Annotated in this window: 9 protein-coding genes; 4 read left to right on the forward strand and 5 right to left on the reverse strand. The window is 67.6% G+C overall.

From position 1 onward, the window contains the following. Positions 1-72: 72 nt before the first annotated feature. From AC07OX_RS06275 to AC07OX_RS06290, 4 genes are all read left to right on the forward strand, one after another. Positions 73-951: a LysR family transcriptional regulator gene (locus AC07OX_RS06275; RefSeq protein WP_495260900.1), complete on the forward strand. Its 879-nt coding sequence runs from the start codon at positions 73-75 to the stop codon at positions 949-951. A 123-nt stretch (positions 952-1,074) separates the two neighbouring features. Beyond that, positions 1,075-4,251, forward strand: coding sequence for a type VI secretion system Vgr family protein (locus AC07OX_RS06280; protein WP_495260872.1), 3,177 nt, complete (start codon positions 1,075-1,077; stop codon positions 4,249-4,251). After that, complete coding sequence (locus tag AC07OX_RS06285) at positions 4,248-6,401, forward strand: T6SS effector phospholipase Tle3 domain-containing protein (protein WP_495260871.1); 2,154 nt, start codon at positions 4,248-4,250, stop codon at positions 6,399-6,401. The genes AC07OX_RS06280 and AC07OX_RS06285 overlap by 4 nt, the downstream gene beginning before the upstream one ends. 9 nt (positions 6,402-6,410) lie before the next feature. Further along, positions 6,411-7,658, forward strand: a complete 1,248-nt coding sequence (locus AC07OX_RS06290; protein WP_495260870.1) for a hypothetical protein — start codon at positions 6,411-6,413, stop codon at positions 7,656-7,658. A 49-nt stretch (positions 7,659-7,707) separates the two neighbouring features. Here the strand turns inward: AC07OX_RS06290 and AC07OX_RS06295 are convergent, their stop codons facing one another. From AC07OX_RS06295 to AC07OX_RS06315, 5 genes are read right to left on the reverse strand one after another with little or no spacing between them, the layout of a single operon-like run. Next, positions 7,708-9,159: an aldehyde dehydrogenase gene (locus AC07OX_RS06295; protein ID WP_495260869.1), complete on the reverse strand. Its 1,452-nt coding sequence runs from the start codon at positions 9,157-9,159 to the stop codon at positions 7,708-7,710. Positions 9,160-9,197: 38 nt separating this feature from the next. Then, positions 9,198-9,908, reverse strand: coding sequence for an ABC transporter ATP-binding protein (locus tag AC07OX_RS06300; RefSeq protein WP_307584179.1), 711 nt, complete (start codon positions 9,906-9,908; stop codon positions 9,198-9,200). Beyond that, positions 9,905-10,654: an ABC transporter ATP-binding protein gene (locus AC07OX_RS06305; RefSeq protein ID WP_495260868.1), complete on the reverse strand. Its 750-nt coding sequence runs from the start codon at positions 10,652-10,654 to the stop codon at positions 9,905-9,907. Before AC07OX_RS06305 ends, AC07OX_RS06300 begins: the two co-directional genes overlap by 4 nt. Then, a complete protein-coding gene (locus AC07OX_RS06310) occupies positions 10,651-11,583 on the reverse strand; it encodes a branched-chain amino acid ABC transporter permease (RefSeq protein WP_495260867.1) in 933 nt (310 codons plus the stop codon). Before AC07OX_RS06310 ends, AC07OX_RS06305 begins: the two co-directional genes overlap by 4 nt. Continuing rightward, complete coding sequence (locus AC07OX_RS06315; RefSeq protein ID WP_487847876.1) at positions 11,580-12,458, reverse strand: branched-chain amino acid ABC transporter permease; 879 nt, start codon at positions 12,456-12,458, stop codon at positions 11,580-11,582. Before AC07OX_RS06315 ends, AC07OX_RS06310 begins: the two co-directional genes overlap by 4 nt. Between the last annotated feature and the right edge of the window lies 1 nt (position 12,459).

Raw genomic sequence — 12,459 nt, forward strand, 5'->3', positions numbered from 1 at the left:
GTGAACCGATGCTTCTCCCCAAGCCAATGAATGTTCATTGCAAATGAGTGCAAAAAAACTAATATGAATCCGATGGACATCGGCCTCGCCCGGACCTTTCTCGAAGTCGCGGCCACCGGCAGCTTCGTGGCCGCGGCCGAGCGGCTGCACCTGACGCAGACCGCCGTCAGCGCGCGCATCCGCCTGCTCGAAGACCAGCTCGGACGGCGTCTGTTCGTGCGCAACAAGGCCGGCGCGCGGCTCACCACGTCGGGCGAGCGCTTCGTGGCCCACGCGACCACGCTGGTGCAGGTGTGGGAGCGCGCACGCCAGCATGTGGCGCTGCCGCCGGGGATCGAGGAGGGCGTGAGCGTGGGCAGCGAGCCCAGCCTGTGGCATCCGCTGCTGGCCGACTGGCTGATCTGGATGCACCGCGTCTGCCCCGAGATCGCGCTGCGCGCCGAGGTCGACAGCGCGCAGCGCCTGCTCGACGCCGTGCAGGGCGGCGCGCTCGACCTGGCCGTGCTCTACAACCCGCCGCAGCGCCCCGGCCTCGTGGCCGAGCTGCTGGCCGAGGAGCGGCTGGTGATGGTCACCACCGACCCCGAAGGCCGGCTCGACCGCACGCGCTACGTGTCGGTCGACTGGGGCCCGGCCTTCGCGGCCAACCATGAGGCCGCGTTTCCGGAGCTGGCCCATGCGCCGGTGTCGATCTCGCTCGGGCCGCTGGCGCTCACCTACCTGCTCGCCGTGGGCGGCGCGGGCTACTTCCGCATCGGCGTCGCGCGGCCCTTCCTGGCCGACGGCCGGCTGCGGATGGTGGAGGGCGCGCCGGAGTTCTCGCACTCGGCCCACGCCGTGTATGCGCCGCAGCGCGAGAACGAGACGCTGGCGCGCGTGCGCGCCGGGTTGCGACTGGTGGCGGCAGAGGAAGAAGGGCGCCGGGACAGCGGCGTGCATTTGCCGGACTGAGGCGCCGTCCTGCATCGCCGGGTGCTACTTTCAGGTACTTACGCTCGGGCCACCGGGACTCCGACAATCGGACGCATGCCACCCCGCGCAACGCGGGGAAGAAAAATAAGTTCGGGGAGTTTCATGTCCAACCACGGCAGCGTGCCCTTGCGCATGCGTTCGTCGTCACCATCCGCTGACCGCAGTGCCCTGTGGGCCGAGCTGAGCCAGACGGCGCGGCTGTATCGCCTCGAAGCGCCGAGTGCTGCTTCATCGTCGTCGTCTGCCGCACGCGAGAGCATCGACGCCCTGCGCGTGGAGGGCTGGGTGCAACGCGAGGCGGTGTCACAGCTGTTCGAGCTGCGCATCGTGTGCCTGAGTTTGCGCGCGGACCTGGCGCTTTCATCGCTGATCGATCAACCGCTGACACTGGTCACTGTGCTGGCCGACGGCTCCGTGGGCCGACGCACCGGCCTGATCCGCGCCGTCGAGTCACTCGGCGCCGACGGCGGCCTGGCGCGCTACCGCCTCACGCTCGTACCCTGGCTCTGGCTGGCCACCCAGCAGGGCCGCAGCCAGGTCTTCCAGCAGCGCAGCGTGGCAGACATCATCGAGCGCGTGCTCGCCCCGTACGCCGAGGCCGGCAGCTGGGCCTTCTCCTCCGAAGTGAACAGCTTCCTGGCCGACGCCCCCGTTCGCACCTACTGCACCCAGTACCGCGAGAGCGACTACGACTTCTTCTCGCGCCTGCTGGCCGAAGAAGGCCTGGCCTGGCGCATCGAGGAAGACGCCCAGGCCCCGACCGGCCACAAGCTCGTGATCTTTGCGTCGAACGACACCCAGCCCGCCGATGCGGGCTCGCCCGTTCGCTTTCACCGCAAGAGCTCCCAGGAGCGCAGCGACGCCGTGCAGGCCTTGGTGCGCCGCATGCGCCAGTCGGTGGCCCAGGTGCACCTGAGCGCCTGGAACGTCGACGGCAAGCGCCAGCTCACAGGCAGCGCCCCGGCGCGCTTTCCGGTCGGCGGCAAGAACGCCCCGCGCCTGGAATACGACGACGTGCTCGGCCTGAACGACCGCAGCCGCGGCTGGGACACCAACCGCACCGTCGAGCGCTACGCGGCATTGATGATGGAAGCGGCCGAATGCCGCGCCGACCTGATGCTGGGCCACAGCACCGTGCGCACCTTGCGCGCGGGCACGCGCCTCGAGATCGACGACGCGCCCGCGCTGGGCTTGCAGGCCAGGCCTGCGCTGCTGCTGGACACCGTCGAACACGTGGGCATCAACAACCTGCCCAAGGACACGGCCGCGTCGATTGCGGCGCAGCTGGGTGCGCTGACGGAACACCTGGTGTTCGACCAGCCCTGCGCTCCCGTGACGGCCGAGGCCGATGTGTTCGGGCTGGTGTCTGCAGCAGTGGCAACGAGCAACGACAACAACCTCTACCCGCAGCCCCAGAGCCTGGCCACCGCGCAGGCCCAGGGCTACGCCAACAGCTTCTCCGGCGTGCACGCCCCTCGCCCCTGGCGCCCGGCCCTGGCGGCGGCCGACGGTGCCCGCCTGCACGCCAGGCCCACGGCCAGCGGCGTGCACAGCGCCATCGTGGTCGGCCCCGCTGGCGAGACCTCGCCCAATGGCGCCGACGAGCTGTACTGCAACGACCGCGGCGACGTGCGCGTGCGCTTCCACTGGCAGAACAACGCCAGCGACAACAGCAACGGTGACAACGCCCAGGACAACCGCAGCACCCGCTGGATCCGCGTGGCCCAGCGCCAGGCCGGCCCCGGCATGGGCTGGCAGTGGCTGCCGCGCATCGGCCAGGAAGTGCTGGTCAAGTTCGTCGACCTGGATGTGGACCAGCCCGTCATCGTCGGGGCGCTGTACAACGGCCGCGGCGACGGCGGCATCGCCCCCACGCCCGGCGGCGCATCGCGCGCCGGTGAGAACAGCGAACAGGGCAGCAACGACAGCAACGACGTCTTCGCCCAGGCCAGCAACGCCTCGCCCAGCGCTCAGGCCAACCTGGCTGCGGGCCATGCCCCACCCTGGCATGGCGCCAGCGCCGACGACAAGGGCCACCGCAATGCCGCGGCCCTGAGCGGCTTCAAGACCAAGGAGTTCGGCGGCGAGGGCTTCAGCCAGCTGGTGTTCGACGATTCGAACCAGCAGCTGCGTGTGCAGCTGCACGCCAGCACCGCCCACAGCCAGCTGAACCTGGGCCACCTCATCCACCAGGCCGACAACTTCCGCGGCAGCTTCCGAGGCCAGGGGCTGGAGCTGCGCACCGACGGCTATGCCGCCCTGCGCGGCGGCAAGGGCGTCTTGCTGAGCACCTACCACGGCGCAGGCGGCCAGAAGCTGGAGCCCGTGGGCGACTTCGCCGCCGGCATGGCGCTGCTCAAGCAGGTGCAGCAGCTGGGTCAGGCTCTGAGCGATGCGGCCAGGACCCACGAGACCGTGCAGCTGGCCGGGCACATCGGAGCCGGCAAGGCCGACGAATCGCAGCTGGACAGGGAACGCGCCCCGTACGCCGCGATGGAGCGCACCACCAGCGGCATGGTGGCGGCCGATGCGCTCGATGCCGCCTACGCCGATGCCGCAGACAAGGCCATCGCCACGGGCGAAGGCAAGGTGCCGCACACGAGCGATGCCGTGATCGCACTGGCCGCGCGCGGCGGGCTGGCGATGGTGGCAGGCCAGCAGCTGCAGGTCGTCAGCGGCGAGACCGCCACGCTGGCCAGCGGCGGCGACATCAACCTGGCGCTGGCCGACGTGCTGCGCGTGCACAGCGGCCAGGCCATCGGCGTGCTGGCCGGGGCGCAGAAGGCCGATGCGGACACGGGCCTGTCGGTCATCGCGGGCAACGACGACCTGGACTTCCAGGCGCAGCACGACGAACTGCGCGTGCAGGCCAAGGAAGCGCTGAAGATCGCCAGCACCGACCAGACGGTGGAGTTCGCGGCCAAGAAGAAGATCCGCATCGCGACGGCGCAGGGCGCGTCGATCACGCTGCAGGATGGGGACATCACGTTCGAGTGTCCGGGGAAGATCACTTATCACTCGGTGCAGCGGAAGTTGGCTGGGCCGACGAGCCTGGGGGCAGACCTGCCAGCTTTTCCGAAGTCGGGCGGCAGCCATCGCTCCTTTGTTCTCGTGCGCGAGATCGATGGTCATCCCATACCGAAACAAAGGTACAGGATCACCCGTGCCAACGGCCTGGTCATTGAAGGGGTTTCCAACGACAAGGGCGAAACCGCGATCACCGATTTCGATGGCTTCGAGACGATGAAGATCGAATTCCTCCGGACACGACACGCATGACAGACAAATCGACAAACGCAGCGCCTGCGCAGGGAGCGCCGGTCAGTGCAGAGAACTACGTGCTCGCCAACGACGATCGCGTGTCGACCGGAAAGAGCTTCGACCCGCGACAGGAGTTGCTGGCCAAGTCACCGATTCCGGGTGTGATCATCCTCGTGCACGGCGTGAATTCCACGGGCGAGTGGTACGAGCAGACCGAGGCGGGGTTGTGCCAGGGCCTGATGGAGCGCCTGGGCTGGGTCGAGGGCGCGGCTGCCAGCTCGACGCTGGCGGCCGTGCGATACAAGCCCGAGGTTCAACCCGATGGCAGACTGGACCAGAGTCTCAGCACGAAGTCGTACATCGACGAAAGCAGCGAGGCACGCTCGCCGGTGATCCGTTTTCGCTGGGGCTTCAAGGCTGCGGCGAAAGACGGCACCAACGAACAGGACAACGCCGAGTATTGGCAGGAGCGCATCTTTCTCGACGAGTTCGACGCCTGGGGCGGTGGCCCGTTTCAGAACGGCACGGCCACCTTGGCCGACATGTGGGGGCTGGGGCTGAACGACCGCGCGTTCTGGTGGATCTACACCAACATGCTGCCTGTCGAAGGGCGCGAGATCTACGCGTCGCCTCCGCGTGCCTACTTCGCACATGCGGCGCACCGGTTGAAGGAACTCATCAAGGCCATCCGCAAGGCACAACCCGACTGCCCGATCACCGTGGTCTGCCACAGCCAGGGCAACATGGTGTCGCTGGGCGCTGCATTCCTGGGGAGCAACGACAAGGAATCGGGTGGCAAGGCCATTGCCGACACCTATGTCATGTGCAACCCGCCCTATTCGACCGGGATCAACTTCATGGACAAGGTCGTCAACCGGAGCCAACGCAGCCACGCCGGGAAGAAGGGCGCCGTGACGCCCGAGGCGCGCGTCGCGACCCTGAAGAATTTCATCGCGTTGGTCGAGGCCCGGGCCGCGGCGGAACAGAAGCGCGAAGAGATCAATGCCTGGCTCGGCCTGAAGGACAAGGAAAGCGGAAAGCCGCTGTGGGAGCTGGGTGCCTTCTGGGTCGACCCGCCGGAAGACCTGTCCAAGGACCGGGACAACCGAGGAAAGATCTTTCTCTATTGCAACCCGCACGACCAGGTCATCTCGGCAAGTCCGGTTCAGGGCATCGGCTGGAAGGGCCTCGATCTTGCGACCCTCAAGAAGGTCGACGCGACAGTCATGCCCGAAGGTGCGAAGGAGCCGAGCCCGGCGGGCACCATGTTCCAGCGGGTGTGGGCCCAAGCCCGGCGCGATGGCAAGCCGCTGCAGGTCGGCGACAAGGCCTGGGGGCGCACCTACCGGTATCACGAGGACAACCACGACCCCAAGAAGTTCTGGGTGCCGGAGCCCGAGCATGTGAAGTACTCGCTGGACTTCAATCCCTCGCAGACCTTGCCCAGTCGGATGGTGTCGTGGCTGGCGTCACCGCTGTTCTACGTGATCACCCGCGCCATGGGCGGCATCAGTGCCAGCGCCATGCCGGACAAGGGCTATGCCGTGCCGGTCTCTGCGCCTTACTTGCGCAAGCCCGTCATGCCGCAAAGCGTTCGCTACGGAACCGTCGGAGACTTCGACCAAGGCAAGGACGGTTCGCGCGATGCCCTGAATGCTGCGAACCCCGAAACTGGAACGCTGTATGGCGGGCAGGGCAAGGGCGATGCACAAAGTCAGGGCGAGCTGATCTATGAACACAATGCGCGCGTTCGCATGCACCGCGCGCAAGGCGATATCAAGACAGACGAAGACGAACACAAAGACCGTCAGAGGATGATCAACGAGAACCCCAACGCAACGGACCACTCGACCATCCTCACCAATGCCGAGCATGCGCGGTGTGTGCTTGCGTATGACGTGGCGGTGGGGAATTGCTGGCTGAGTCCAGAGGATTGGGTGAGGTTCCGGAAGATTGCGCATTGGCGGTTTATTCCGGACAAGTTGGAGCAGGAGCCCAACAATTTCTTTTCGTACTACGCAGAAGGAAAGTACGAAGTCCCAACCGAACCAGACAAGAAAAAATCCAAAAAAACACTTCATGAGTACTACGACATCGAGCACATGCGAACCTACGCCGATGGAATCAAGGATGAACGCGAAGGCCCTCCGTTGGGCTTCCTGTATTGAGGGCATTCCATGCAGCAACGTCGAACACTTCTGACCAAGGGAGCCGTGATGGGACTACTTTCCGCCCTGGGATGGCGCAAGAATGGGGGCGAGGCGGTCGCCGCTGCATCCGTGCTTCCTTCTGCCTCCGTTGCCGTTCAGCCTGTGGCGCAACTGATCGGAGCCAACCTGATCTCGCCGCTGACGCAACGCGGCTATCCACTGGCATTCAATCTGCCAGGCTTCCTTGATCCGGGACCGCGGGGCGTGCCCCCGAAGAAGGTATGGGCCCCGGTCGACGGAACCGGCGGCACGACAAAGCGCTCGCATTTCGTCTATGTCCTGACCAGGGAAACTTGCGCCGCGTTCACTCTTCCCGTCAGCAACTACAACCGAACGACCTACGACGGTTTTCACTTTTTCCTCTGGAACGGGATCAAGATGAACGGGCTGAAGATCGTCTCGAGCTTTGAGCCGCGCTACGCAACGCCGGCGCAAGTCAACGACTTCTGGACCTCAGGCTACGGGTACTTTGGAGGCGAGTCTCAGCCCGACCTTGCGCTGGTTCCGAGTGCCGATGGCTGGCCGGGCCTCCTGGCTTCTCTTGACTACATCCGCCAAGTCCCTGGCAAGGGCATGTGGATGGCTTCGGCCGACGCGCCAAATGCGCCGAAGGACGAGCAACCCAACGAAGCCGCGGTCCTCCTGATGCTGGCCAATCCGGGTTTCGCTACTGGTCGCACGCCGTTGGTCAACTGGTATGCACCCGCTCAAGTGTCGATCGACGACATGAAGCCTGAAGCCAAGGGCGACACCAAGGCATCCATGGCCTATCGCGCGGCGATTGAGCAAGCCGCTGCCAATGCAGGCATTGCACCCAAGCAGATCGGGACCTGGGTGCGCGACGCGGGACGCGGCACCAAGGACGCGACGGCACGACTGGTTCTGCTCACCCGTGCCCTTCATGACCTGAAGATCGATATCGATGACTTCGACGATGTCGAACAGAACGTGGACATGGTGTCGCTGCTGGGAGACCTGGGCGCCAACACCGTCAGTTTCTCTTTGCTGATGGCCAGCTATGCGGCCCATCGGCGCAACCACCCCGTGATGTACGTGAGCACGCAAGACCCTGGCTCCGCGCGCGCGATCGTGGTGCTGCCGCCGCCCAATCACACGCCGCTGCCGGAGCGCCAGGAGTTCCGCTATGCGACCACCTTCAGCCAATTCAATCGACCGTGGTGGGGCAAGCGGTTGGATGGGAAGAAAGACATCTGAGTCTTCCCGCGGGGCATCCTCTCGGTTCTGACAGACGTTGCTGCGCCTGTCAGAACGGATAGTGCCGCGCCGTCGTCTGCACCGTAATCCACCGCAGCTCCGTGAACGCCTCGACGCCCGCCCGCCCCCCAAACCGCCCGTACCCCGACGCCTTCACCCCCCCGAACGGCATCTGCGCCTCGTCGTGCACCGTCGGCCCGTTGACATGGCAGATCCCCGCCTCGATGCGCTGCGCCACGTTCCACGCACGCGCCACGTCGCGGCCGAACACCGCTGACGACAGGCCGAACTCGTTGTCGTTGGCCACCGCCACCGCCTCTTCCACGCCGTTCACCCGCACGACCGCCTTCACCGGCCCGAACGATTCCTCGCGGTAGATGGCCATCGCGGGCGTGACGTGGTCGAGCACGGTGGCGGGCATCAGCGTGTTCTGCGCCTTGCCGCCGCACACGAGCACGGCGCCCTTGGCGAGGGCGTCGTCGATCAGCGCGTTGCAGCGCGTCACGGTGCTCATGTCGACGACCGAGCCCAACACGACCGGGCCTTCGCGCGGGTCGCCGAGCGGCAAGGCCTGTGCGCGGGCGGCGAACTTCGAGACGAACTCGTCGGCGACGGCGTTGTCGACCACGAGGCGTTCGGTCGACATGCAGATCTGGCCCGAGTTGGCAAAGGCGCCGAAGATCGCACCGTCCACGGCCGCGTCGATGTCGGCGTCGTCGAGCACCACGAAGGGCGCCTTGCCGCCGAGTTCGAGCACGGCAGGTTTCAGGTACGTGGCGCAGGTCTGCGCGATGAGGCGGCCCACGCGCGTGGAGCCGGTGAAGTTGACGCGCCGCACCGCCGGGTGCGCGATCATGGCCTCGACCACGGCGCCCGCGTCGGCCGGCGCGTTGGTCACGAAGTTGACGGTGCCCTTGGGCAGGCCAGCTTCGGCCAGCGCTTCGATGATGAGGGCATGCGTCTCGGGGCACAGTTCGGAGCCCTTGAGCACGACGGTGTTGCCGCAGGCCAGCGGCGTGGCGATGGCGCGCGTGGCCAGGATCACGGGGGCATTCCAGGGCGCGATGCCCAGCACCACGCCGGCCGCCTGCCGCACGCCCATGGCGAGGCTGCCGGGCACGTCGGACGGAATGACCTCACCCGCGATCTGCGTGGTGAGCGACGCGGCCTCGGTGAGGATGCCGGCTGCCAGGTGCACGTTGAAGCCGGCCCACAGCGCCGAGGCGCCGGTCTCGCGCGCCATGGCCTGCACGAAGGCGTCGGCGCGCGCTTCGAGCGCGTGCGCGGCCTTGAGCAGCAAGGCGCGGCGCTCGTTGGGGCCGGTCTGCGACCAGGTGACGAAGGCGCGCTGCGCGGCGTCGACGGCGGCGACCGCGTCGGCGGGCGTGGCCGCAGGGGCGCGCGTCGCGATGCCGCCGTCCAGCGGGTTGCGGCGCTCGAAGGTGGCGCCGCCGGTGGCCGCGCGGCGTTCGCCGTCGATGAGCATGGAGATGTCGGTCATGGGTGTCCTTTGCAAGAAAGAAAGAGGAAGAGGGGTGTTCAGGCCACGCCCAGGTAGGCCTGGCGCACGGCGTCGGAATGCAGCAGCGCCTGCGCTTCGCCCGAGGCGACGACGCGCCCGCGTTCGAGCACGTAGCCGCGGTCGGCGGCCTGCAAAGCCTTGCGCACGTTCTGCTCGACCATCAGCACGGTCACGCCCTGGTCGGCGATGCGGCGCACGATGGCGAGCAGCTCGTCGACCATGCGCGGCGCCAGGCCGAGCGAGGGCTCGTCGAGCATCAGCAGGCGCGGCCCGCTCATCAGGGCGCGCGCCACGGCGACCATCTGCTGCTCGCCGCCGCTCATGGTGCCGGCGAGCTGCGTGGCGCGTTCCTTCAAACGCGGAAAGTCGTCGAAGGCGCGCGCGAGGCGTTCGGCGCGCAGCCGCGCAGGAATGAGCCAGCCGCCGAGTTCGAGGTTCTCGGTGACGGTCATCTGCGGGAACAGCTGGCGGCCCTCGGCCACCAGTGCCAGGCCGCGCCGCACGCAGGCGGTGGCATCGGCGGACGGCAGCGCCGCACCGTCGAGCACCGCCTCGCCCGTGCGTGGCAGCAGCCCCGCGAGCGCCTTGAGCAGCGTGGTCTTGCCCGCGCCGTTGGGCCCGAGCACGACGGTGACGCCGGGCGTCACGTCGAGGTCCAGGCCCTGGATGACCTGGAAGCCGTGGTAGCCGGCCGCAAGACCGCGCACAGTGAGTTGCGTGCCGCTCATGCCGTGGCCTCCATCTCGTCGCCCAGGTAGGCCTCGATCACCTCGGCATTGCGCACGACCTCGGCCGGCGTGCCGTCGGCGATCTTGCGGCCCTGGTGCAGCACCAGCACGCGCTCGACGTACTTCAGCAGCGTGGTCACGGCATGTTCGATCCACACGACGGCGAGGCCGTGGTCGTCGCGCAGGCGGCGGATGCGCCGCGCCATGGCATCGACCTCGGCCTCGGTGAGGCCGGCCGCCACCTCGTCCAGCAGCAGCACGCGCGGCCGCGTGCCCAGCGCCATGCCGATCTCGAGCAGCCGCTGCTGCGAGGGCGTGACGTCGGCCGCGATCTGCGTGGCAAGGCCGCCCAGGCCCAGCATGTCGAGGATCTCGCCGGCGCTGCCCAGGCCCGCGATGGGTGCGCGGCGCCGCCCCGCGAACTGCATGCCGAAGCGCACGTTGTCCTCGAGCGTCATGTCGGCCATCACGCGCGGCGTCTGGAAGGTGCGTGCGATGCCGTGGGCGGCGTACAGGTGCGGGCCGCGCCGTGTCAGGTCGACATCGCCTTCCACCAGCAGCCGGCCCGACGTGGGCATGACCACGCCCGAGATCGCGTTGAAGAAGGTCGTCTTGCCCGCGCCGTTGGGGCCGATGATGCCGACCAGCTCGCCCGCATGCAGCGTGGCGTTCACGGCGTCGACGGCGGTGAGCCCGCCGAAGCGCACCGTGAGGTCGCGGGCTTCGAGAAGCGGCGTGGCCTTCATGGTGCATGCCTCCGCAATGCCGCCGCCTTGCGTTGCCACAGCGACGCGAGGCCGTTGGGCAGGTACATCACGCACAGGATCAGCAGCAGTCCCAGCACCATCATGTAGCCGTAGGGCAGCTGCAGCCGCAGCGTCTCCGACAGCAGGCTGAACACGATGGCCGCGGCCACCGGCCCGCCGATGCTGACGGCCCCGCCGATCATCGCGATCAGCACGGTCTGGAAACCGATGAAGGGGCTGAACACGGCCGCAGGCTCGATGTAGGTCCAGCGCACGGCCATCGCCGCGCCCACCGCACCGGCGAAGGCGGCGGTGAGTGCGAAGCCGGCGATCTTCACGCGGCGCGTGTCCACGCCCAGCGTCTGCGCGCGCTGCTCGTCGGCGCCGATGCCGGCCAGCGCCAGGCCGAAGCGGCTGCGCTTCACGAGCAACGCTGCGGCAATGGCCGCGCCCGCAATCGCCAGCACCGTGAGGTACACCATCTCGTTCGACGGCACCACCGTCAGCACGCGGCCCACGGTGCCAGAGACCTGCTTCTCCACGAAGGTGACGGCATGGCGGATCAGCTCGGTCATGCCGAAGGTCAGCACGGCGAAGTAGGTGCCGCGCAGGTGCAGCACGGCCGCACCCATCAGCACCGCCACCGCGCTCGCGATGGCCGCGCCGCTCACAATGACCAGCGGCCAGGGCAGCACCTCGAGCAGCGTCGCGCTCGCATACGCGCCCAGGCCGAAGAAGGCCGAAGTGGCGAGCGAAAGGTAGCGCGTGGCACCGCAGAACAGCGACCAGCTCGTGGCCAGCGCGATGTACATCAGGCAGCCGAGCGCGACCGAGGCGATGAACTCGCTGGCGACCCACGGCACGGCGGCCGCCAGCGCGAGGCCGATGCAAAGCACCCACCACGGTTTGTTTTGAAAAAGGGAATTCATCTTCTGGAGAACAGTCCGTTGGGCCGCCAGATCAGCACGCCGATGAACACGGCGTACGACAGCAGCATCTTGAGCGAGGGGCTCGTGTAGTGCATGCCCAGCGCTTCGACCACGCCCAGCAGCAGGCCGCCGACGAGGCTGCCCGCGATGCTGCCGAAGCCGCCGAGGGTGATGACGATCAGCGCCGTCACGGTGTAGGGCTCGCCCATCGAGGGCGAGATCTCGTAGGTCATCGACAGCAGCGCACCGGCCACCCCGGACAGGCCCAGGCCGATGCCGAACATCAGCGGGTGCAGCCGCCTGGTGTTGATGCCCACCAGCTGCGCGCCGGTGGGCGACTGCATCAGCGCGCGCACCGCCTTGCCCAGCAGCGTGAGCTTGAGCAGCGCGATGAGCACGAGGCTCAGCGCCAGCGCCACGCCGAACAGCACGAGCTTGTTGGCGGTGAAGCGCATTTCGCCCAGCTGCACCGGTTCGGCCAGGTAGTCGTAGCCGCGCAGGTCGCCGCCCCACACAAGCAGGGCGGTGTTTTGCACGAAGAACATCAGGCCGAAGCCGACCATCAGGCTGCGCGCCTCGAACACGTCGACGTTCGGCGCGCGCGCCGCCACCTGCCGGAAGCACAACCAGTGCACCGCCATGCCCAATGCCATCAGCAGCACGAAGGCCACCGGCATGAACACCAGCGGCGAGATGCCCAGCGCCGTGTGCGCCCACCAGGTGAGAAAGGCGCCGAGCATCAAAAACTCGCCGTGCGAGATGTTCATGATGCGCATCAGCCCGTACTGCAGGTTCAGTCCGATGGCCACCAGCGCGTAGATGCCGCCCGTGATCAATCCGCCGGCCAGGAGCTCGGCCCATCCAGAGAACGACACG

It is taken from the genome of Variovorax sp. GW821-FHT09D07, assembly GCF_059416345.1.

Excerpts from the sequence above, each read along its gene's own strand:
- AC07OX_RS06280 (WP_495260872.1), top strand. The coding sequence starts at position 1,075 with ATGTCCAACCACGGCAGCGTGCCCTTGCGCATGCGTTCGTCGTCACCA.
- AC07OX_RS06295 (WP_495260869.1), bottom strand. The coding sequence starts at position 9,159 with ATGACCGACATCTCCATGCTCATCGACGGCGAACGCCGCGCGGCCACC.
- AC07OX_RS06305 (WP_495260868.1), bottom strand. The coding sequence starts at position 10,654 with ATGAAGGCCACGCCGCTTCTCGAAGCCCGCGACCTCACGGTGCGCTTC.
- AC07OX_RS06300 (WP_307584179.1), bottom strand. The coding sequence starts at position 9,908 with ATGAGCGGCACGCAACTCACTGTGCGCGGTCTTGCGGCCGGCTACCAC.
- AC07OX_RS06275 (WP_495260900.1), top strand. The coding sequence starts at position 73 with ATGGACATCGGCCTCGCCCGGACCTTTCTCGAAGTCGCGGCCACCGGC.
- AC07OX_RS06290 (WP_495260870.1), top strand. The coding sequence starts at position 6,411 with ATGCAGCAACGTCGAACACTTCTGACCAAGGGAGCCGTGATGGGACTA.
- AC07OX_RS06285 (WP_495260871.1), top strand. The coding sequence starts at position 4,248 with ATGACAGACAAATCGACAAACGCAGCGCCTGCGCAGGGAGCGCCGGTC.
- AC07OX_RS06310 (WP_495260867.1), bottom strand. The coding sequence starts at position 11,583 with ATGAATTCCCTTTTTCAAAACAAACCGTGGTGGGTGCTTTGCATCGGC.